Source organism: Arthrobacter sp. SE2 (genome assembly GCF_058244265.1).
Window position 1 is genome coordinate 34,076 of sequence record NZ_JBZAYA010000016.1, and the last position, 21,729, is coordinate 55,804.

Annotated in this window: 20 protein-coding genes; 14 read left to right on the forward strand and 6 right to left on the reverse strand. The window is 64.8% G+C overall.

What is annotated here, in order from left to right; translation table 11 throughout:
* Positions 1 to 133: 133 nt before the first annotated feature.
* Both AC4CS3_RS18735 and AC4CS3_RS18740 read right to left on the reverse strand, forming a co-directional pair.
* Positions 134 to 997, reverse strand: coding sequence for a CHAD domain-containing protein (locus AC4CS3_RS18735; RefSeq protein WP_490784689.1), 864 nt, complete (start codon positions 995 to 997; stop codon positions 134 to 136).
* A gap of 44 nt (positions 998 to 1,041) precedes the next feature.
* Complete coding sequence (locus tag AC4CS3_RS18740) at positions 1,042 to 2,736, reverse strand: bifunctional 3'-5' exonuclease/DNA polymerase (RefSeq protein ID WP_490784690.1); 1,695 nt, start codon at positions 2,734 to 2,736, stop codon at positions 1,042 to 1,044.
* Between the two features lie 214 nt (positions 2,737 to 2,950).
* On the opposite strand from AC4CS3_RS18740, the gene ssd reads away from it, so the two are divergent.
* The 7 genes from ssd (at position 2,951) to AC4CS3_RS18775 (ending at position 8,449) form a co-directional block, all read left to right on the forward strand.
* Positions 2,951 to 4,177: a septum site-determining protein Ssd gene (gene ssd / locus AC4CS3_RS18745; RefSeq protein ID WP_490784691.1), complete on the forward strand. Its 1,227-nt coding sequence runs from the start codon at positions 2,951 to 2,953 to the stop codon at positions 4,175 to 4,177.
* Positions 4,174 to 5,439, forward strand: coding sequence for a TadA family conjugal transfer-associated ATPase (locus AC4CS3_RS18750; RefSeq protein ID WP_490784692.1), 1,266 nt, complete (start codon positions 4,174 to 4,176; stop codon positions 5,437 to 5,439). The genes ssd and AC4CS3_RS18750 overlap by 4 nt, the downstream gene beginning before the upstream one ends.
* Positions 5,436 to 6,230, forward strand: a complete 795-nt coding sequence (locus AC4CS3_RS18755) for a type II secretion system F family protein (RefSeq protein ID WP_490784693.1) — start codon at positions 5,436 to 5,438, stop codon at positions 6,228 to 6,230. The genes AC4CS3_RS18750 and AC4CS3_RS18755 overlap by 4 nt, the downstream gene beginning before the upstream one ends.
* A gap of 3 nt (positions 6,231 to 6,233) precedes the next feature.
* Positions 6,234 to 6,884, forward strand: coding sequence for a type II secretion system F family protein (locus tag AC4CS3_RS18760; protein WP_490784694.1), 651 nt, complete (start codon positions 6,234 to 6,236; stop codon positions 6,882 to 6,884).
* 175 nt (positions 6,885 to 7,059) lie between these two features.
* Positions 7,060 to 7,434 carry a DUF4244 domain-containing protein gene (locus tag AC4CS3_RS18765; RefSeq protein ID WP_490784695.1) on the forward strand — a complete coding sequence of 125 codons (375 nt, stop codon included), beginning with the start codon at positions 7,060 to 7,062 and terminating at the stop codon, positions 7,432 to 7,434.
* A gap of 122 nt (positions 7,435 to 7,556) precedes the next feature.
* A complete protein-coding gene (locus tag AC4CS3_RS18770; protein ID WP_490784729.1) occupies positions 7,557 to 8,075 on the forward strand; it encodes a TadE family type IV pilus minor pilin in 519 nt (172 codons plus the stop codon).
* Positions 8,072 to 8,449, forward strand: a complete 378-nt coding sequence (locus AC4CS3_RS18775) for an Rv3654c family TadE-like protein (protein ID WP_490784696.1) — start codon at positions 8,072 to 8,074, stop codon at positions 8,447 to 8,449. The genes AC4CS3_RS18770 and AC4CS3_RS18775 overlap by 4 nt, the downstream gene beginning before the upstream one ends.
* Before the next feature lie 18 nt (positions 8,450 to 8,467).
* On the opposite strand, the gene AC4CS3_RS18780 is transcribed toward AC4CS3_RS18775, so the two are convergent.
* Positions 8,468 to 10,792, reverse strand: a complete 2,325-nt coding sequence (locus AC4CS3_RS18780) for a DEAD/DEAH box helicase (RefSeq protein WP_490784730.1) — start codon at positions 10,790 to 10,792, stop codon at positions 8,468 to 8,470.
* A gap of 87 nt (positions 10,793 to 10,879) precedes the next feature.
* A complete protein-coding gene (locus AC4CS3_RS18785; RefSeq protein WP_490784697.1) occupies positions 10,880 to 11,575 on the reverse strand; it encodes a GNAT family N-acetyltransferase in 696 nt (231 codons plus the stop codon).
* Between the two features lie 125 nt (positions 11,576 to 11,700).
* On the opposite strand from AC4CS3_RS18785, the gene trhO reads away from it, so the two are divergent.
* Positions 11,701 to 12,594, forward strand: coding sequence for an oxygen-dependent tRNA uridine(34) hydroxylase TrhO (gene trhO, locus AC4CS3_RS18790; RefSeq protein ID WP_490784698.1), 894 nt, complete (start codon positions 11,701 to 11,703; stop codon positions 12,592 to 12,594).
* A 9-nt stretch (positions 12,595 to 12,603) separates the two neighbouring features.
* Here the strand turns inward: trhO and AC4CS3_RS18795 are convergent, their stop codons facing one another.
* Complete coding sequence (locus AC4CS3_RS18795) at positions 12,604 to 13,140, reverse strand: DUF6023 family protein (RefSeq protein WP_490784699.1); 537 nt, start codon at positions 13,138 to 13,140, stop codon at positions 12,604 to 12,606.
* Positions 13,141 to 13,183: 43 nt separating this feature from the next.
* A complete protein-coding gene (locus tag AC4CS3_RS18800; protein WP_490784700.1) occupies positions 13,184 to 13,621 on the reverse strand; it encodes a DUF6023 family protein in 438 nt (145 codons plus the stop codon).
* 85 nt (positions 13,622 to 13,706) lie between these two features.
* Between AC4CS3_RS18800 and AC4CS3_RS18805 the strand changes: the two genes are divergently transcribed.
* The 6 genes from AC4CS3_RS18805 (at position 13,707) to AC4CS3_RS18830 (ending at position 21,596) form a co-directional block, all read left to right on the forward strand.
* Positions 13,707 to 15,380 (forward strand): DUF7059 domain-containing protein, encoded by a 1,674-nt coding sequence (locus tag AC4CS3_RS18805; protein WP_490784701.1) that lies wholly within the window; start codon positions 13,707 to 13,709, stop codon positions 15,378 to 15,380.
* 36 nt (positions 15,381 to 15,416) lie between these two features.
* Complete coding sequence (locus AC4CS3_RS18810; RefSeq protein ID WP_345449015.1) at positions 15,417 to 16,058, forward strand: ArsR/SmtB family transcription factor; 642 nt, start codon at positions 15,417 to 15,419, stop codon at positions 16,056 to 16,058.
* Positions 16,059 to 16,177: 119 nt separating this feature from the next.
* A complete protein-coding gene (gene topA, locus AC4CS3_RS18815) occupies positions 16,178 to 18,907 on the forward strand; it encodes a type I DNA topoisomerase (protein ID WP_441413200.1) in 2,730 nt (909 codons plus the stop codon).
* A gap of 223 nt (positions 18,908 to 19,130) precedes the next feature.
* On the forward strand, positions 19,131 to 19,622 hold the full coding sequence (locus tag AC4CS3_RS18820) for an SseB family protein (RefSeq protein ID WP_490784702.1): 492 nt from the start codon (positions 19,131 to 19,133) through the stop codon (positions 19,620 to 19,622).
* Between the two features lie 71 nt (positions 19,623 to 19,693).
* A complete protein-coding gene (locus tag AC4CS3_RS18825) occupies positions 19,694 to 20,758 on the forward strand; it encodes a Ppx/GppA phosphatase family protein (protein ID WP_490784703.1) in 1,065 nt (354 codons plus the stop codon).
* A 1-nt stretch (position 20,759) separates the two neighbouring features.
* A complete protein-coding gene (locus AC4CS3_RS18830; protein ID WP_059389509.1) occupies positions 20,760 to 21,596 on the forward strand; it encodes a sugar phosphate isomerase/epimerase family protein in 837 nt (278 codons plus the stop codon).
* Positions 21,597 to 21,729: the final 133 nt, after the last annotated feature.

Genomic DNA, 21,729 nt, shown 5'->3' on the forward strand with positions numbered 1-21,729 from the left:
ATAACTCGAGACTATCGAGAAGAGCAGGGAGGGCTGAAGTTACTTTGGGGTACATTACTTGCCCGTGTCATGCCGGGTTCGTTTCCGCCATATGACTCGCTTTCGGGCCGTCCGGCGGCTATGGTTCCGGGCTTCAAAAGATCAGTGCGCGCCTGGGCGCCGGCACCGGATATTCGGCGATCGCCATCCGGAACTCTTCCTCCGCATTGAGTCGCCGCCGGACCTCCATCGATTCCAGCCTCTGGGCATCCTCAGCGTCAATGCCGGGGGTTTTCGCCAGCTCCCTGATCCATTCGCCGGCCACGACGGCGTCATGTTGCTCGCCCAACAAACGCTGCAGGCCGATCGCCGGCTGGATCACCCCGGAAGCGTGATGGCTGAAGGCCTCCGCAACTGCCTCGACCGAGTAGCGGAGGCACTTGACGTCCTTGCGTGCCTGGTGGAGCGCAGCGTTGCGCACCTCCGGGTCGCTGCTCCCCGCCTGCTCCGCGAGGCTGTGCTGCAACCGCTCCCACCGCGCCTGGAGACGCTCGGCAAGGTCCGCCGTCGGGTGCTTGTATTCCCGGGCAGCGGGGACTTCCAAGAGCGCTGCCCTTGCGGCCCGCACCGTGCGTTTGCTGCGCCTGTGCCCTCCAAGGGCAGCGGCCAGCCGGGCGCTGGACGCTTCCAGTTCCTCCACGGCCAGGTGCACGGCCTCGGGGCTTTTCCAGGAATCCTTTGTGTCGAGGGACAGCCGGATCCTCTGCGCCAGGACGTAGGCATCCCTGGACTCGCCAAGTGAAGTTGCGAGCCAACTCACTTCCTCGCGGGCCGGCCGGGGGAGTTTCGGGATCATGCCTCGATAGCAGCTGAGCACTGAACGGAGCCGGCGAAGGGCAAGCCTCGCGTTGTGTACGGCTTCCGGATCTGCCGCTGCGATCAGCGGCAATTGTCCCTCCAACTCTGTCAGTTGGAAGGCAATGTATGCAGCCAGCGGTGCGTGGCCCTTGTGTCCCACGGGGCAATCGTCCTCTGCTGTTGCGCCCGGGGCAAGAGCGGCTCTTACTTCGCTTTGTCGTAAGAATCGACGACGGCGACGCTCACCGGAAATTCCACCGGAACCCGCCCGAACAACAGTTCCTTGGCGGCGGCCGCGGCCTCTTCGATGGCCTTGATGCAGGCTTCCACCGACTCTGTAGGCGCGTGCACCATGACCTCGTCGTGCAGGAAGAACACGAGTTCCCCGGCGGGCAGGCCGTCGGCACGTGCGGTGCGCAGCCGCCGTCGAAGTTCAGCGAGCCAGCACGACGCCCAGTCCGCCGCGGAACCTTGCACCACGAAGTTCCGCGTGAAACGGCCCCGCGAGCGGGCAATGCTGTCCGCGCGCCGCTGTTCTTCCGCCGTCGTGGATTGCTGGCTGCGGATCCAGCGTTCCGACGGCGGCGGGCTGCTGCGGCCCAACCTTGAGGTCACGGTGCGGCCGCCTTCGCCGTCGCGGGCTGCCTGTTCGACGAAGCCGACTGCCCGGGGATAAGTGCGGGTCAGCTGAGGCATGAGGCGACCCGATTCGCCCGTGGTGGCACCGTAAATTGCGCCGAGTAGGGCGATCTTGGCTTTCGAACGGTCGCCACCGAAGCCCTGCGCGGCGATGCCGGCGTACAAGTCCTTGTCGCGCGCAGCCTCGGCCATCTTCGAGTCCTGCGCTAGTGCCACCAGAACCCGCGGCTCGAGCTGGGAGGCGTCTGCGACGATCAATTTGTGCCCCGGGTCGGCATGCACCGCGCCCCGGATTTGGCGGGGAATCTGCAACGCCCCGCCGCCCCTGGACGCCCAACGGCCGGAAACCACGCCACCCACCACGTACTCGGGACGGAACCGCCCGTCGTTCACCCACGCGTCCAGCCACGACCAGCCGTTGGCAGTGAACAAGCGGGAGAGCTTCTTGTACTCCAGCAGTGGCTCAATGGCCCGATGCTTGGATTCCTTGAGTTCCCACTGGCGGGTGGTTTTTACTTCGATCCCGTTCCGGTGCAGGGCACGCATGAGGTCCTGTGGTGAATCCGGATTCAGCTTCGGAGACTGCAGAATCCCGCGAAGCTCGTTGCAGAGAGCCTCCAGCCGTGCTGGCCGGTGGCCGGCGGGAGGCCGGGGACCGAGGTGGCCTTCCAGGATTTCTTCGTGCAACGCCTCCTGCCACGGCACACCCGTGAACTGCATTTCGGCGGCGATCATCGCGCCGGCGGATTCCGCGGCGAGCAGCAGTTTCAGGCGGTGCTGCCGGCCTTCCTCCTTGGTGGCCAGGCCGAGCGCGTGTTGCTGTGCCGCGAACTCGGCCCGGATCTCGTCCAGCCCGGGCTGGGTACTTCGTGGGACCAGGTCGTCGAACAGCGCGTCCTGATCGGCGGGCGGCGGGGGAGGCTGGAGGACCCGAGGCGGGACCGGCATGTCGTCGTCTTGAGTGAGTTTTTCCGCGCTGCGGGCATATTCCGTGTGGGCGGTGAACTCGGAATGGACCAGGATGGCGCGGCAGAGTGTGAGGTCATGGCAACGTTCCAGTTCCACCCCGGATTGGAGCATCGCCGGGTACCAATCCTGGGTCCGGTTCCAGACCCAGCGCGGACGGCTCTTCTCCAACACGCTGACGACGCCGGCGAGATCGGCCTTGCGTACGACGCGCGGCTCCGCCACGGCTACTCCGGCAGCATTGCTTTCCTGAATAGCTGCGCCGTCTGGATGGGCGGCGAGCAGCAGGTACATGCTGACAATTCTGCCCTGTGAATCCGTGGAACCTTGCACTTTGCGGACAGCTGCCGTCCGCTATGCGTTTGGCGCTTCAGTCCGGGGGCCTTCCGCCCGTGGCCCTTCCGTCCGCGATGCGGGACCCGTCCCCCACAGGGGTTGTTGCCGGTGCTTATCCACATACGCCGATACGGGCCTTCAACGCTCGTGGCGGAACGGAGAGAGTGGCTTCATGAGTGGGCAACATCTCGAGCGGAGCCAGAACAGCCGGGGACACGGGGTCGGATATCACGGCGTGCGCGGCCCGACGGCGCTGCAACGTGGCCGCCCGCGGCCCGGAAGATCGGGTCCATCGTCCGGCGCCGAGCCGGACCCGGTGTCCTCAGACGCGGTGTCTGGAGAGCCCTGGCTTCCTGCCAATTCCGGGGAAGTCCTTTTGGTGACGGCGAACGTCAGGTTACAAGCCGAAACCGAAAGGATCGCGGCCGCCGTCGGTGTCAGTCTCCGGACAATCGTCGATTCATCCGCTGCCTTGCCCATGTGGGACACCGCGGGGATGGTGCTTCTTGGCAGCGATGTCCGCGGACTTCCGCCCCGTCGTCGTGCACCTTCCGTCTTGCTGGGCCTCAACGGGGAGGGGGACAGTTTGTGGCAATTGGGAGCGGCGCTGGGGGCCGAACGCGTGGCTGTATTGCCGGAAGCTGCAGCCTGGCTGGCGGAGCACCTCGGCAGGTCCCGTGATCCGGACCCCGGAGGACTCGTGCTCGGCGTGACGGGAGGATGCGGGGGTGCGGGCGCGTCCACGGCTGCCATCTGGCTGGCCCAGGAAGCGGCCGTCCACGGAGTCCGGACGCTGCTGGTTGATGGAGATCCCCGGGGAGGGGGCCTTGAGCTTTGCCTGGCCGCTGAAGATGCGCCCGGACTGCGCTGGCCCGATCTTGCAGGTGCCAGCGGCAGCATCGGCACCGGGCAGCTGAGCGACTCACTGCCCATAGCCGGAGGATTCTCCTTCTTATCTTGGCCGGGCAGTCGCGACCGTTCCCCAGACGTGGAGCCCGGAGCCGTCGCGACTGTCCTTGATGCGGCGCGGCGGGGATTTGAACTGGTCATTGTCGACATCGGCCGCGGAACAGAATCGCTTGACGGTTTCGCCTGGGACTGCGACAGGATCCTTCTCGTGGCACCGGCCCAACTCCGGGCGACAGTAGCTGCGGCCAGGCTTCTGCAGGAGCTGCCTCCCGTGGACACAGCCCTGGTGGTCCGGGGTGATGCCGGTTCGGCTCTCGACGGACCCCTCATCGCCGAATCGCTGGGACTGCCGCTTCACGGGGTGCTCCGCGAACTCCGCGGTACTGCCGCGGCGGCTGAACTTGGACGCCTTCTGGAATTCGGCAAGCGCAAGGCCGTGCGTCGCTTTGCAGAATCCGTCCTTCAACTACTCGACGACGGCGCGGCATGAGTACCCCTGCATTCCCAAGCGGCGAGCGCCGACGCAATACCCGGCTCGTGGACGCCGCGCTCCTTGAAACCGTGCGGGAAACCGTCATGGCCGACGCCGGACCGGTCACCCCATCGCGCGTGGCAGCGGCCGTCCACGCCACGGGCAGGCTACTCGGCACCGCCGGGGCGCTTGCCGCCGTCGAATCGATCAGCGCCGAACTGAGCGGACTTGGACCCCTCCAACAGCTTGCACGCGATGCCTCGGTGACGGACATCTTCGTGAATGGCCCGGACTCGGTGTGGTTCGACCGCGGCAAGGGGCTGGAACGGGCACGGGTGCATTTCGACGGCGAACCTCAGATCCGTGCCTTGGCCTCCCGGCTTGTGGCGGCCGGCGGGCGTCGTTTGGACGACGGTTCGCCGTGCGTCGATGTCCGCCTCGACGGCGGATACCGGGTGCACGCAGTGCTGCCTCCGATTTCCGCCGCCGGAACTTTGTTGTCCGTTCGGATCCGGCGCGAGGAGGTCTTCTCCATGGACGAGCTGCGTGATGGAGGCATGTTCGGGGCGCCCGTCCAGCAGGTGCTGCAGGCCATCGTAGACCACAGGTTGAGCTTCCTGATCAGTGGTGCCACCGGTTCCGGGAAGACCACGTTGCTGTCCACCATGCTCGCGTTGAGTAGCCCCCATGATCGGCTTGTCCTGATTGAGGACGCCTCGGAGCTGAACCCGGTGCACCCGCACGTCGTCTCCCTTGAGTCCAGGCACGGAAACCTTGAAGGCAGCGGCGCACTCGACCTCGGCGAGCTCGTCCGCCAGGCGCTGCGGATGCGGCCGGACCGGTTGATCGTGGGCGAGTGCCGCGGTGCGGAAGTCCGTGAGCTGTTGACGGCACTCAATACCGGCCACACGGGTGGCGGTGGCACAATCCACGCAAACACTGCATCCGCCGTCCCGGCTAGGCTCGTGGCGTTGGGCGCGCTCGCAGGGTTGAGCCGGGAAGCTGTTCAATTGCAGATTTCAACGGCATTGGACGCGGTGGTTCACGTCGAGCGGACGCCGGCCGGCAGACGAGTTTCCTGCATTGGATTGTTGGCGGAGGATGCGACCGTCCAATCGATCGTGCCTGCAGTCGAACTGCGGGCCGGTTCCGCCGTTGCCGGCCCCGCGTGGAAGGACCTCGCAGCGCGCCTTGAGCTGGATCCCGGGCTCCTGCCTGTGCCCCTGCCCGGGTCGCAGGGACCGATTTCCCGTTCAGATCACCTTGGGGCGCTCGCGTGAGCGGACTCCTCGTCCTCGTCCTGGCGGCCGCTGCGTGGATGGTCTTCCAACCGTCCCGGCGACTTGGCAGACGGGTAGTGCATGCCCTGCCGGGCGCCCCCTCGGCTGCGGCCGGGGCCGGGGCCGGGGCCGGGGCTGAGGCGCGCACGCTGCGGAGACGCTCTCGCGCCGACGCATTGCCGCTCACGGTACTCGTGCAGCAGTTGGCCGCTCTCCTCCGGGGAGGCCGTTCGACTTCGAGGCTCTGGGAGGAACTCTGGATGGTGCACGGAGGCAGGGAACACCGCCTTGGTTCGGGCGACCCGGAGGTCCTCAATGCGCGACGAAAGCTGTCGTCAGGGTCTCTCCAAGTTCTCGCGGCTGCGCGGGCGGCCTCGATGATGGGGACGTCGGTCGCCGGAGCCATCAGGGCGTCGTCAGCTAAGAATCTTCAGGGCGGGAACCCCGTGGAACGCCGAATCTGGGGAGAGCTTGCCGCCTGCTTGGATGTTTCGGAGGCGAGTGGTTGTCCCTTAGCCGACGTGCTGACCCGGTTCGCCGCCCAGCTTGAGGCCGAGGACGACGCCGGTGATGCGCGGCAAACTGCGTTGGCCGGCCCGAAAGCCACGGTGCGCCTTCTGACGTGGCTGCCGGTGTTCGGCTTGGGGTTGGGCATGATGCTTGGCGTGGACCCGCTGGGGGTCCTGCTGGCCAACGGCGTCGGATTGGCAGCGCTCGCGGCTGGGGGCGTCCTGACCGTCACCGGCAGGATCTGGTCATCTCGATTGGTGCATGCCGCAGCGGGGCGTTGACTGATGGGCTCGACCTTCCCAGCCATCGCTGTGTCCCTGACGTTGATCTTCGCAGCAATTCTCGGGCTGGGGTATCAGGGAAGAACCTGGCGGCGCACGGCCCTGCGGATGCTTCGCGGCTCACCCGGGGGCAACGGCACGCCCGGGAGCAGCGGCCCGCTGAAGAACGCTCGTAGAGGCGAGGCGGTGGGCGCTCACTCGAATCCCGAGAGCCAGGAAGGCTTGCGCAATGTGCCGATGATCCTAGAGTTGGTGGCTGCCATGCTCGACTCAGGGGCGGGGCTCGGACGGGCCCTTGAGTTGATCGCCGGGTGCGCTTCCCCTCAGCTTGGCCGCTCCCTGCGGACGGTGGTTGCTGCGCTCGACATCGGAACGGACTGGGAGGCGGCATGGCGGAGTCCGGGCCAGCTGTGCGTTGAAGCGCGCAAGCTAAAGGATGCGCTCACCTTCGCTGCCCTGACAGGCGCGCCATCCTCGGCCATCCTTTATGCCCAGGCAGCTCGCCTCCGGCGTGAACAGTTCAGGATGGCGGAAAAGCGCGCTGCCGCGCTCGGAGTGAAACTCGTGATTCCACTGGGTTTGTGTTCCTTGCCTGCCTTCATTTGTCTTGGCGTCGTCCCAGTGCTGCTGGCCATGCTCCCGTCCGGGGGATAGCCGGCAGCCCCGCCCGGGTCGGCCTGAGCGTTGGTGCACATGCCAGTTTCCCTCCACAGGAAAGGTCAGAAGCGAGTTTTCCACTTAGGAGACTTGGGGCCTTTCGAAGCCCAAATGCCAACGGAAGAGTCGGAGTACGGCCGGCAGCCAAGCCGGCGCGAAGAAAGGAACTGAAATGAACGCAACCGTCGAAACCGTCACGGCCCCCGTCCAGACTGCCATGGCCCCTGCCCACGTATCCCTTCGTCGGCCGGAGGCCGAGGTCCTTGAACTGTTCCCGGGCTCGTCGGGAAGGAAGCCCGTTCGGCTGCCAACCCGCCTGCATTCCAACGTTGAAACAGGCCGTGCGCGGCCCAGCGACGATTCTGCCGCTCCGAAACGGTCGAAGATGCGGCTCATGGGATCCGAGCTAGGGATGGCAACGGCCGAATATGCAATCGCCACGCTTGCAGCTGTGGGCTTCGCCGGACTCTTGGTGGTCATTCTTCGCAGTGAGGAAGTACGTGGCTTCCTCCTCAACCTCATTCGCAGCGCGCTCTCCCTGCCATGACGCCGCGGTGGGGTTCAAAGCGCCGTGCTGTCAGCTCGATACCTGCACAGGCGTTGATATGGGCGCTCGCGGGGAAGAAGGCCCGTTCCGCTGCCGGAGTGGCGCGGCAGGGGCCTCCTTCGATCAGACGGCCTCCTCCGGCCGAGAAGCTCGATGGCCCGCCGAAGCACGGTCGGCGACGGGTCTTTCCTGAGAGGAACCACGGTGCCGTCACTGCGGAGTTCGCCGTGGCGCTGCCCGCTGTCCTGCTTCTTTTGGCGTTGCTTCTGGCAGGATCGGCCGCGGGAATTACGCAGCTTCGCTTGGAAGAGGCGGCCAGGGCAGGAGCCAGGGCCCTCGCCCGTGGAGATGGCCACTTGGCCGTTGACGGAATCGTTCGAAGACTGGCGGGCGATGCCGCCTCGGCTGTCGTTGCGGAAGACGGCGAGTGGATCAAGGTCACAGTCTCCGCCCGGGTCGTTGGCCCGTTGGGCTCCCTCATCCCATGGAGGCTCTCGGCGACGGCATCGGCAAGGGGAGAGGCCCCGCAGTCGTCGGCAGCCACCGTTACCTTCCTCGCCTCCCGGGACGGCGTTGTGGATTTCAGAGGTGCTGTGCCGTTGCTCGGGCTCGAAGCCGCGGTGGAAGAGGTCGCGGCGTGAGGGCAGGTAGCGCCCGCGCCGGCGATGGCGGGCGTGTTGCGGAATACGGTTCGGGAACCATCCTCGCCGTTGCCCTGGGCCTTGTTGTCATGATCTGCATGGCGGCGGCGTTCATGCTGGCCCAGGCCGTGGCGATGGGGCACCGCGCAGCATCTGCCGCCGATCTCGCGGCGCTCGCAGGAGCCGACGCAGCCCGCGGCCTGACAACCGGAGATCCTTGCGTGGTAGCCAGCGAAACGGCCGCGCGCCACGGAGCTTCGCTGTCGGCTTGCACAGTGGGCGCAGGCGGGATCGTAGAGGTCCGCACTGAGCTGGACCGCGGCGCAGTCTTCGGGACCGCGACCGGCCGCTCCCGGGCCGGGCCGCCGCCCTAGAACAGCCCGGACCAGCGTCTAGGCAGCGTCGCGCAGGAGCACGTTGATCAGCGTGACCGCCGCGTCCTTGTCCAGCGGATTGTTCTTGTTGCCGCATTTGGGGGACTGGACGCAGGAAGGGCAGCCGGTGTCGCACTCGCATGCTTTGATGGCGTCCCTTGTGGCGGTCAACCACACTTTGGCTTTTTCGAAGCCACGTTCGGCAAATCCGGCACCGCCTGGATGCCCGTCGTAGACAAAGATCGTGGGAACTCCGGTGTCGGCGTGCAGCGCTGTTGAGACTCCACCGATATCCCAACGGTCACTCGAAGCGACCAACGGGAGAAGTCCGATGGCGGCGTGCTCCGCGGCGTGAAGCGCACCCGGGAACTGGGCCTCAACAAGGCCTGCGCCAGTCAGCGAACGATTGTGAACCACGAACCATACCGCCTTGGTGAAAAGATCCCTGGCCCCGAGTTCCAGCGGTTCTTCCCCCAAAACCTCATTGGAAATCAGTGCCTTACGTTGGAAGGAGACCACCTGTGTTGTTACCTTCACTTCGCCGAAGTGGACTGCGATATCGCCCCATTCCATGGTCCGGAGAGTCTGCAGGACCTCGATCTGCGTCACGTCCCGTGCTGTGGTGTAGTAGTCCGGGTTGGTTCGACGAACCACCACGCAATGGTCCTCTTCGTTCAGCTCCTCGACCAAGTAACTGTCGCCCTGGTGCACATAGATCGCACCGGTATGCGCCTGGTAGTGCGTCTGCGGCGAGTCCATGGTGCCCAAAAGGGAGCCAGTCTCGGAGTCCACGATGCTTACGGGGCCGCCTCCATCTGCCCGGAGGTTCACCATGGCCGCGGCGCTCTCGGGATGGGTCCAGAACCAGCCGGCAGGCCGTTTCCTCAGGTACCCCTGCTCCACCAACTGATTCAACAGGGATTCGGACGTTGGCCCGAACAGCTCAAGTTCGGCCACTCCGATCGGGAGCTCTGCGGCTGCCGCGCACAGGTGGGGGCCGAGCACGTAGGGGTTTCCGGGATCGAAGACGGTGGCCTCGACTGACACGTCAAAGATCGCCTCCGGATGGTTGACGAGGTATGTGTCCAGGGGATCGTCGCTGGCCACGAAGGCGGCAATGGCGTCTTGGCCTGCGCGGCCGGCCCGTCCGATCTGTTGGAAGAGGGACGCCCTCGTCCCGGGCCAGCCGGCTACCAGCACCGCGTCGAGTCCGGAAATGTCGATGCCCAATTCCAATGCCGACGTGCTGGAGACGCCAAGCAGCTCACCGGAACGCAAAGCTTTTTCCAAAGCCCGTCTTTCCTCGGGGAGATAGCCGGAGCGGTACGCCGCAACCCGCTGGGGCAGGCTGGGGTCCACCTCATCGAGGAGCCTCTTGGTGATCGACGAAATTGTTTCTGCGCCGCGCCTTGACTTGATGAAGGCGATGGTACGCACACGGGAGGACACCAGATTGGCCAGCAAGTCGGCGGTCTCGGCCACGGCGGTCCTGCGGGATTTTGCACCGTTTTCGCCCTTCAGCTCGGTCAGGGCAGGTTCCCAGAAAGCCACCGTGGTGGAGCCGTGCGGGGAACAGTCCTCGGAAACTTCGCGGACGGGAGTGCCGATGAGCCGGGCAAAGGATGTTCCGGGGTCCGACGCTGTCGCCGACGCCGCAATGAACACGGGTTCAGGAAAGGAGGTGCCGGCACCGTAGTAGGCGCAGATTCGCCGGAGCCGGCGCATGAGGTTGGCGACATGGGACCCGAACACCCCACGGTAGCTGTGGGCTTCGTCCACGATGACGTACCGGAGCCTGCGGAAGAAGCGGGCCCACCACGTGTGGTTGGGCAGGATCCCGAAATGCAGCATGTCGGGGTTGGCGAGGATGAAGTTGGCGTGATCGCGGATCCAGCGGCGCTGGGACTGCTCGGTATCGCCGTCGTACGTTTCCGCCCGGACCGTAGGTAGCTTGAGTGCGCGGATCGCTGCCAGCTGGTCGGCTGCAAGCGCTTTGGTGGGGGAGAGATACAGGGTGACGGCACCGTCGTCGTGGATTTTGCCCGGCTCGGACAGCACCCTCAACTCGGAACGATGTATCGCGTCGAGGGCAGGCAGCTGATAGGCAAGCGACTTCCCGGATGCGGTCCCGGTGGCAATGACGACGTTTTGGCCGGAGTGGGCGAGCTCGGCTGCTTCGATCTGGTGCCGGTACGGTTCGTGGATGCCCAAGGTTCCGTAGGCGGCAATGACATCGGGATGGGTCCAGGCCGGCCATGGCTCATGGATCGCCTGGCGCGCCGGAATAGTGCGGACGTGTCGCAACTGCTCCGGGTCCGGGCTCCTGCCCAGAAGGGAGATCATCGATTCAGTTGCATTCACTTGAACATTCTGTCACCGCGCCGGAAACGGAGCGGCGCCGAGGGCCGCCGACGCCTAAAGGAAGGTCGGCTACGCCACAGACAGGTCAGTCTCGTCGACCGGTTTGGTGGACATCATGAGCACCTGGCACACGTGCTTCCAGCCAAGGTGCGAGTAGAGATGCTGTCCATCCAAGGAAGCCAGGAGGAGGCCGCTTTCAACATCGTATTGAAATGCCTGCGCGGCGAGGGCTTTCATGATGAAACTGCCCAGGCCCCGGCGCTGGTAGTTGGGCTCGGTGACGATCTTGTCGAACACCGCTGTCTGCCTGACCACGAACACCTGACCGCTGGCTGCCACCTCTTCGCCGGCACGGACCACGGCGTAATGGACGCCCTTGCTGTCGAAGGTCGTGAGCTTGAGGTCATCATCCGAGAGCCACGGATCTTCCGCATCCTGTGTCCCCATGTCCACGATCATCATGGTCTGGGAATCGGAGGTGACGTTCAGTCCGTTCTCGCGGGCCAACTGGGTATAGCGGCCGGCGTCGTTCGTGAGGATCGTCAGGATACGAGTGTCTGCCTGGGCGGTCTTGGCAGCCAGCTCGGCGAACTCGGCATCCGATGGGTCATGTGCGAAGAATTCCCAGTCGCCGGTTTTGTCCGCACGCAGGGCCGCCGGGAACCGGCCTTCCTTTCGCGTTTCGTAGCTCCGGGACCCGGACCAGCCAGCCACCCAGACTTCGAGCAGCTCAGCGATGTCTTCAACCAAGGCGTCGTGACTCATGTAGAGAGACTATGCCAGCGGTCTGGGAATCAACAGTGGCGGTCAGTAACAGCTCCATTAACACTTAGAGCAGCCCGACGACGGCCCGACACCTGGGTTTGGGGCCACCAAGTACCCTTAAATACGTGGCTTTAAACAGAATTGTGCTCTTCTATGGCTTTACTAGGATCGCGGACCCGGACGCCGTCCGGCTCTGGCAGCGCGCCCTGTGCGAGAAGCTCGGCCTGACCGGGCGCATCCTTATTTCGCGCGACGGCATCAACGCCACAGTTGGCGGTGAACTGAACAACGTCAAGCAGTATGTGAAGACCACCAAGGAATACAAAGGCTTCCACGGTATCGACTTCAAATGGTCCGAAGGCGGAGCCGACGACTTTCCGAGGCTCAGCGTCAAAGTTCGCGATGAGATCGTGTCCTTCGGTGCCCCCGGCGAACTGAAGGTGGATGAGAACGGGGTCGTCGGCGGCGGCACCCACCTTCAGCCTGAGGAGCTCCACGCACTCGTGGAGGAAAAGAAGGCGGCGGGCCAGAAGGTGAAGTTCTTCGATGGGCGCAACGCCTTCGAAGCCCAGATCGGCAAGTTCAAGGACGCGATCGTTCCCGACGTCGCCACGACCCACGACTTCATCAAGGAACTCGACTCGGGAAAATACGACGACCTCAAGGACCAGCCTGTCGTCACCTACTGCACAGGCGGAATCCGTTGCGAAGTCCTTTCCAGCCTCATGGTGAACCGCGGTTTCAAGGAGGTTTACCAACTCGACGGCGGGATAGTCCGCTATGGCGAAACCTACAAGGACCAGGGCCTGTGGGAAGGCTCCTTGTACGTTTTCGACAAGCGCATGCACATGGAATTCAGTGAGGACGCCAAGACCATCGGCCAATGCGTCCGCTGCCAGGCGCCCACCAACAAGTTTGAAAATTGCTCCAATCTGAGCTGCCGCAACCTCACATTGTATTGCGCGGAATGTGCCTCGAACCCGGAAACGTTGCGTTGCCCGGAAGGCTGCGCAGCCTAGCTCCGGTCATTAGATCCGGCTCACCCGGTACGCGAAGTTCGCCGGTGCATTGGCGGTGATCGTGATACCGAGGACGGCGTCCGTCTCCAGCTTCAGGACCCTGACCCGCGTGGTGCCGCACCGCAGCATCACCTCGGTGATGACTTCGCTTCCGTTTCGCACGGTGAATTCGGCGCTGCGGGCACCTCGGCACGCCAGCGTCACTGCGTAAGTTCCGCCCGGAAGCTGGGTGGTCTCTTCGTCGCGGGATTCGCCGGCCGATAACACGCCGAAACTGCTATAGAAGGACAACCCGTTCACGTCCGGAAGCACGTCCTGCGCCCAAGCCTTCAGCGCGTCGCCCGTGACGGTTTGTCCCAGCCCAGGGTCGCGGGTCACTACCGGATCCGTGATGGCCGCCGACGGCGGACTGCTTGCCGCCGCACGACCGTCCTCGTAGCTGTATTCGCACGACGCCATCGTGCCGCACGCGAGCACACCGCAAAGCACGACGGCGGGAATCGCCGGCCGCGTCGTCGCTACCTTCAGGGCGCGTGCCCACCCCATGATCCGACTCTACGCCGGGCTGTAGGCCCGAACGAGGGGCGGGTTACGAAGCCGGTACCAGTTGGTACGCGTAGATCACGGGAGCATCGACGCTGCTTGCGCTGATGCTCAGCGGACCGGTCGAGGGAATCTTGATACGGGACGTTTCGCGGCTGCCATTGCATGCCGCCCCGGCCTCTGTGATCTGCGTACTGCCCGAGGAAACGTCGAAGAATGCCTTGCCGCCGCCATCGCAGGCCACGGTCAAGGTGTAGCTACCCGCGGCGACGTTCGCGAAGCTCTTGACCAAGGGGTCGCGGTTCGGGATCTTCCCGGAGTCCTCCAGGACAACCCCGGCCGCCGAGGGCAGGGTGGTCGCCTTCCACGCGGGGATGTCCGCGTTGGAGACGGATCCCCCGGAGGAGCACGCCGTCATCGCCAGGGCGGCTGCGCCAATGACCAAAAGTGCGGCGCGACGCCAAGTGGAGGGGTGAAATGCCATGATTCAACGCTACCTGCTCGAACGCCTCCTCGCCGACGCAGGAATCCGGCGAGAGGCGCCCAGCCACCCCCAATAGACTTGAACGGTGACTGATCCCGCAACGCCCGCCATCTTTGGGACCGCCCCCACCACCCTCGACGCTCCCCGCAGCGACCTTCCCGAGCTGCTCACAGCGCTCGCCGAAGACCTGCGAAACGTTGGCTACACGGTGGACGGAGTGGCAGCAATTCTGGGAGGGTCCGCCCACGCGGCCCTCGCCCGCGATCAGCTCATCCCCGCACTCATCGTCACCGAACCGGCTGCCTCCGCCCAAGGCCCGGCGACGGACAGCGCGAAAGCCGCCCTCGCCGTCGTCGTGCGCTTGTGGCTTCTCGCTGTCCCGCAAACCGAAAGCGACGTTGACGCCGCCCTGCCGCGCATCCGCACCTCGGGCCTGTCAGAGCTTGGCCTGGTGGAGAAGAACGACGGCGGTGCTGTCGCCGCGAAAGTGGATTTGCGGCCGTACGGCTGGGAAGGCGACTCCGGAGCAGACAGCAGTGGCAGCGGCGGCGCCGAGCTGTGGGTTTCCAGCGACCTCGCCGCCCACCAGCAGCCGGGCGTGCTCCGGCATGACCATGTGCTGGGTATCGGGCAGGCATCCACCACGCTTGTCCAGACCACCATCCGGCGGCACTCGAAACGCGCCTTGGACCTCGGGACGGGTTGCGGGATCCAGACTTTCCACCTCCTTCACCACAGCGAGCACGTCACGGCTACGGACATCTCTGAACGGGCCCTCGCGTTCACCCGTTTCAACCTGATGCTCAATGCCGAGGCACTGCACCTTGACCCGGCCGATCTCGAGTCCCGGGTGAGCTTGCGGCTGGGCTCGCTCCTGGAACCCGTCGGGGGTGAGACGTTCGATCTGGTGGTGTCCAATCCGCCTTTCGTCATAACCCCGCGAAGTGCCGGCGAGCACTCTTCGGATCAGTTCACCTACCGCGACGGCGGCCTGCCCGGCGACGACATCGTCGCCAACCTCGTACGCACCCTTCCCGATATCCTCGCGCCCGGCGGCACGGCGCAGATGCTCGGCAACTGGGAGATCCCTGCGGGCAGCGGCTGGAGCGAACGGCCTGCGTCGTGGCTGGCGGGGTCCGGCACGGAGGCCTGGTTCATCCAGCGGGAACAGGTGAGTCCCGAGCTGTACGCGGAGACCTGGTTGCAGGACGCCTCCGAAGGCCGCGACCGTGAGCTCTACCGTGATGCTTACGCGGCCTACCTGGAGGACTTCGCGTCCCGCAACGTGGAGGCAATTGGCTTCGGAATGATCTGGCTCCGACGGCCGCTGGGCGAGCGTCCAGGAGCTGCGCCGACCCGCTTCGAAGAAATCACCTACCCCATCGAGCAACCGATCGGCCCACACCTTGCCGCCGCCGTCGAACGCGCTGACTGGCTGGTCACCCACAAGCTCTCCGAGGCCCACTTGGTGGTGGCCGAAGACGTGACCGAGGAACGCCACCAGCGGCCCGGCGCCGAACACCCAGGCGTCATCCTGTTGCGCCAAGGCGCGGGGCTGCGCCGGACGAATCTGCTGAGCACCGAGCTCGCCGGCTTCGTGTCGGCATGTGACGGCGAGTTGTCCGTCCGCCAGCTGATCGGTGCCTTGGCCGCCTTGTTGGGTGGAGGGGACGACTTCGACGACGACGCATTCCGCGCCGGGCTGCTCTCCGACGTGGAGAACCTTGTCCGCGACGGCTTCCTGCTTCCCGCGGCATAGGACATTTGCGCCGGCACCGGCGGATAAACTGTTCCGGTGAATGAAGACAATGGGGTACCCACCGGGCTGGCATCCCCGAAGCGCCGGAAACGGCCCGAGAAGACGGTGGAGATCACCGACCCCAAAGCGATCCGTGCGCTTGCGCATGCCGCCCGGCTTGAGGTGATCTCGGAGCTGTATTCCACGCAGCTGAGCCGCACGGCCACGGAGCTCGCCGCGCAGACAGGGCTCACGCCGAGCGCCATGAGCTACCACCTGCGGGCCCTCCAGAAATGGGGGATTGTGACGGCTGCAGACAACGAGGGCGATGCGCGCGAACGCCGTTGGAAGGCCGCGGGTTCGGACTTCACTATCAAATCCGGCGGCAACGCTCCGAGCCCGGAGATCGCCGTCGTCGAACTCGAACTGGACGCCTTCCGGCGCCGGGCCACCGCGTTTACCCGGGCCCGGGGTGAGCGGCGCCAGCGCGGAGAGGCCGCGAACGAGGCAGCCGCCATGGTGCTGTCCAGCGACCTGCTGTACTTGACCCCGGATCAGCGAACGGATCTCAAGGCCAAATTCCAGAACCTCATCAGGTCATATGAACTCGAAGATCCCACGCGGATTCCCGAAGGAGCGGTGCGAATCGCTACGATGTGGTCGATGATTCCGGACGACCGGACGCCGTCTTCAAGCTAACCAAACGCACCGTTCCTCAACAGCACTTGTGCACATGGAAACGCACGATTCTGCAAAATATGGTGAACTAGGCCAATATGGGCACGAGCCCAAGCAATTCATTTTTCTGTAGGAGAACCGTGCCCAGCAAGGCAAAAACCGGCAAGAAACTCGTGATCGTGGAGTCTCCGGCCAAGAGCAAGACCATCGCCAAGTACCTGGGCGAAGGCTTCATTGTCGAGGCCTCGATCGGTCACATCCGCGACCTTCCACAGCCCTCGGACCTCCCTGCAGAACTGAAGAAGACCTCGGTTGGCAAGTTCGCCGTCGACATCGAAAACGACTTCAAACCGTATTACGTCGTGTCTCCGGACAAGAAGAAAAAAGTCGCCGAGCTCAAGGCCCAGCTGAAAGACGCTGACGCGCTCTATCTCGCAACCGATGGGGACCGCGAGGGCGAGGCCATCGCGTGGCACCTCCTGGAGGTCCTGAAACCCAAGGTTCCCGTCTACCGCATGACCTTCGGTGAAATCACCAAGGAAGCCATCCACCGCGCCATGGACAACCTGCGCGACGTCGACAGTGCGCTCGTCGACGCCCAGGAAACGCGCCGCATCCTGGACCGCCTGTACGGTTACGAAATCTCCCCGGTGCTGTGGCGCAAGGTTGCGCGTGGCCTGTCGGCCGGCCGTGTGCAGTCCGTGGTGACCCGCATGGTGGTCGACCGCGAGCGCGAACGCATGGCCTTCAAGTCCGCATCGTACTGGGACCTGACGGGCCAGTTCGGTACCGGCTCCGCGACGTTCAAAGCGAAGCTTGCTGCCGTCGACGGCGCGAAGGTAGCCAGCGGCCGTGACTTCAACGACGACGGTGTCCTCACCTCCGCGAACGCGGTCCACCTCAACGAGGAACTCGCGACGTCGTTGGTCGCCGGACTCGAGAATGCGGACTTCCGCGTCCGTTCGGTCGACACCAAGCCCTACACGCGCCGTCCTGCGGCGCCGTTCACGACGTCGACCCTTCAGCAGGAGGCCGGCCGCAAGCTGCGCTTCACCTCCAAGAGCACCATGCAGATCGCCCAGCGCCTGTATGAAAACGGCTACATTACCTATATGCGTACGGACTCGTCCGCATTGAGCGACGAAGCCCTCACGGCTGCACGCCGCCAGGCCGCCGAACTCTATGGTCCCGAGTACGTGCCGCAGTCTCCCCGCGTCTACGCCAACAAGGCCGCCAACGCGCAGGAAGCCCACGAAGCCATCCGCCCCGCGGGTGACTCCTTCCGCACCCCGGCCCAGGTGGCCAACCATCTGACCGGCGACGCCTTCCGCCTCTACGAACTCATCTGGAAGCGCACCATTGCCTCCCAGATGGGCGACGCCAAGGGCTCCACCGCCACCATCCGCCTCGGCGCAGTGGCTAGCGATGGTCGCGACGCCGAATTCTCGGCCTCCGGAACGGTCATCACCTTCCCGGGCTTCCTCGCGGCCTACGAAGAAGGCAAGGACGAGAGCCGCGGCGACGACGATTCCGACGAAGCCCGGCGCCTGCCCAACGTGGCCAAGGACGATTCCCTCACCGCTTCGGAAATCGTTGCCGTTGGCCACGAGACCTCGCCACCGCCGCGGTACACGGAAGCATCGCTTACGGCAGAGCTGGAAAAGCGTGGCATCGGCCGTCCGTCCACCTACGCGTCCACGATCTCCACCATCCAGGACCGCGGCTACGTCCGGAAGCAAGGGTCTGCGCTGGTTCCCAGCTGGATCGCCTTCTCCGTGATCCGCCTGCTGGAACAGCACTTCACCGACTACGTGGACTACGAATTCACGGCGGACATGGAAGGTGACCTGGACAAGATCGCCAACGGCCAGGCCGTCGGTGCTGCTTGGCTCAAGCACTTCTACTACGGTGAAGACGCCGATCCCGGTCTCCTGAGCATCGTCAACAACCTCGGTGAAATCGATGCCCGCGAGATCAACTCGGTGCCGATCGCCGAAGGCATTACGCTGCGCGTCGGCAAGTTCGGCCCGTACCTGGAAAGCTCGATCCCCACTATCGATCCCAAGACCGGCGAGGTCGTGGAGTCGGCGCGTGCCAACGTCCCCGAGGACCTCGCACCGGACGAGCTCACTGCCGCCAAGGCCGTGGAGCTCATGGAAACGGCCGCCCCCGAGGAACGTGTCCTGGGTGCAGACCCCCACACCGGGCACACCGTGGTTGCGAAGAACGGACGCTACGGCGCTTATGTCACCGAGATCATCCCCGAGATGACGGAAGAGCAGCTGGCAAACCAGCCGGTGGAGTACTACAAAAACGGCAAACCCAAGCCGGCGAAGAAGCCTGTCAAGGCCAAGCCGCGTACGGGTTCGCTCTTCAAGTCGATGTCCGTTGACTCGGTGACGCTCGATGAAGCCATTCAGCTCATGAGCCTGCCCCGCGTCCTCGGCGCGGACGCCGAAGGCAACCCCATCACGGTGCAGAACGGCCGCTTTGGGCCTTACCTGAAGAAGGGCACGGACTCGCGTTCCATAGGATCCGAGGAAGAGATCTTCACGATCACCCTGGACCAGGCACTGGAGATCTACTCCCAGCCGAAGCAGCGTGGTGCGCGTGCAGCCGTACCGCCCCTGGCCGAGTTCGGTCCGGACCCTGTTTCGGAGAAGAACATCGTGGTGAAGGAAGGCCGTTTCGGCCCGTACATCACCGACGGCGTCACCAACATCACGGTTCCGCGCGCCACGTCCTTGGAGGAGCTGACCCGGGAGCAGGCCATCGAGCTGCTTGCGGAGAAGCGCGCCAAGGGTCCGGTCAAGCGGACCACCACGACGGCCCGCAAGGCGCCGGCGAAGAGGGCTGCTGCGAAGAAGTAGTTCCGCTACAGCTCCGAACGGGAGCAATCCTCTGCGTGCTCGCTCGTTCCTCGCTTAGACGCACGCTGCCGGATCACTGCCGGTCGGACTGCCGGTCGGATGGTTAAGGAATTCCGGCCCGCACCCACGATCTCGGCGGCGGGTGGGCGGCGGGTGGTCGGGCGGAGGGCGGAGAGCGGCCCGGGAATTGCTTCGGGCAGGGGAACCGTGATCGAGTGGAACCATGACAGATCAGCCTGCAGCACCGGAATCCCTGCCCTTGAACGACCTTGAGTCCAAGCTCGCAAAGTCCGGGCAACCCGACGCGAACCCGGTGGACGTCATCCTGGCCTTCCTGAACAACGAGGTCTACATCCTGAGCACCGACTCCTTGGATAAGCCTGACGCCGCCGTGGAGCCGCTTGTCCTTGCGAACTCAGAGGGCCAGCCTGTCCTCGCCGTGTTCAGCCACCCAAGCCGGGTGGAGTCGCACTTCCTCGAGGCAGCGCCAAACGTCCTTGGCACCCACGGCTCTGCGATTCTGGACAGTATCGGTGACGAGCTGGGCCTGGTGATCAACCCCGGCAGCGAGCACGGCTTCGAGATGGGCCCGGAAGGCATCGCCAACGTCCGCCGCGACTTCACCCGCGCCGACGAAGCCAACGAAGCCGACGAAGCCAACGGCCCGGCCGCAGACGCGACCGTAGAAGCACGCACCGACGGACCCCGGGACTAATTGACTAACCGCCGGCACGAATCGGCAGTCGAACTTGCTTCACACGCTTCGAATCGGGGAATAATGGCAGAATGCGTCTTGGCGTCCTAGACATCGGTTCCAACACCGTCCATTTGCTTTTGGTGGACGCGCATCCAGGCGCACGCCCGGTCGCGTTTGCCTCCCATAAGCGACCACTTTCGCTGGTTCAGTTCCTGGACGCCGACGGTAACATCAACGACGCCGGACAACACGAGTTGATCGAATTCGTCCTCGAAGCGTGGGAGTTCGCAGCCCGCCACAAGGCCGAGGACCTCCTGGCTTTTTGTACTTCGGCCATCCGCGAAGCCACCAACGGCGTCGAGGTCCTTGCCCGGGTGAAGCACGAGACCACCGTGACCCTGCAGGAACTGACCGGCAGCGAAGAAGCATCCATGACGTTCTTCGCGGTCCGGCGCTGGTACGGCTGGGGCGCCGGTCCGATCCTGGACCTGGATATCGGCGGCGGCTCCTTCGAAATGGCGTTTGGCCAGGACGAACTGCCCGAACTCGCAGTGTCAGTACCGCTTGGCGCCAGCCGTTTGACCAGGGACTGGCTCCACAATGACCCTCCCACGGCCAAGAGCGTCAAAGAGCTGCGCAAGTACATCCGCCATACACTCAAGCCGGTCGTGCGTGAGTTCAAGCAATTGGGCCGGGCCAACCTGGTGGCCGGAACGTCCAAGACCTTCCGATCGCTTGCCCGCATCGCGGGTGCTGCACCGAGCGGCGCCGGTCCGTATGTCAAACGCGAACTCCACGCCACGGACCTGGGACTTTGGGCGCAGCGGATCTCGGCCATGACCGTCGAGGACCGGCTGTACCTCCCGGGCGTCTCAGATGCGCGGGCGGCGCAGATCCTTGCGGGTGCGCTCGTCGCTGAGGCCGCCTTGGAAATGTTCGAGTTTCCCAGCATGGAGATCTGCCCCTGGGCCCTGCGCGAGGGATTGATCCTGCGCCGGCTCGACCAGCTGATCTTCGACGGCCCGCTGGCCCCGGCCCCGCACGTCGGGCTCGGAGGCGCGGTACCGGTACCACGCCTGGGCGCCAACACCGGAACGGCCGCGCCCGCGGCAGTATCTTTACCAATCCCCATCGCCGGGAGGCAGGCCAACTAACATGAGCACCGACGTCGAGCATTCCGAAGAAGACACGCCGAGGATCCCGGTGGCGCTATCCAGCGCTTCCGTCTATCCGCTCAGCGTCCATGACGCCTTTGCCGTGGCCCAGGACCTGGGGTACGACGGTGTCGAGGTGATGGTGACCAACAACGCCACCAGCCAGAACCCGGATGCCCTCATCCAGCTAAGCCATCGATACGACCAGCAGATCGTCTCCATCCACGCCCCCACCCTGCTCCTGACCCAGCAGGTTTGGGGTCCGGCGTGGAACAAGATCGAGATGTCCTGCCAGATGGCGCGCGAAGTCGGCTGCAACACTGTAGTGGTCCATCCGCCGTTCCGCTGGCAGTCGAACTACGCGGAGAACTTCGCTGCCGGTGTGCGCGAGATCGCGGCGATGTATCAGGTGCACATCGCGGTAGAGAACATGTACCCGTGGCGTGTGCGCGGCCGGGAGGCGCTCGCTTACCTTCCGCACTGGGATCCGATGGGCCAGGATTACGACGACGTGACCTGGGACTTCTCGCATGCCGCCACCGCGGGTGCCAACAGCCTTGAGGCGATCCGGGCGCTCGGGAGCAAGCTGCGCCACGTCCACCTCACGGACGGTTCGGGATCGGGCAAGGACGAACACTTGATCCCCGGTTACGGAACCCAACAGTGCGCCGAGGCGCTGCAGTATCTCGCATCCAACGGATTCGAGGGCACCGTGGTTGCCGAGATTTCAACGCGCAAGGCCAAGGCTGCCGGTGAACGCGAGGAGTGGCTCGCCGAAACGCTGCGCTTTGCGCGCCAGCACCTGGGGGCGCCGCTCGTGGGAGCCTTCGAGATCTAGGTTCCTTAAACGAGAAAGCACCGGCGGTCGATACGGGAAAATGGGGGGAAACCCGTTCGACCACCGGTGCTTGTGGCGGACATCCCCATGCCCGCCTCATCACTCGCACCCTCAATGAGGTAATTACTAAGTT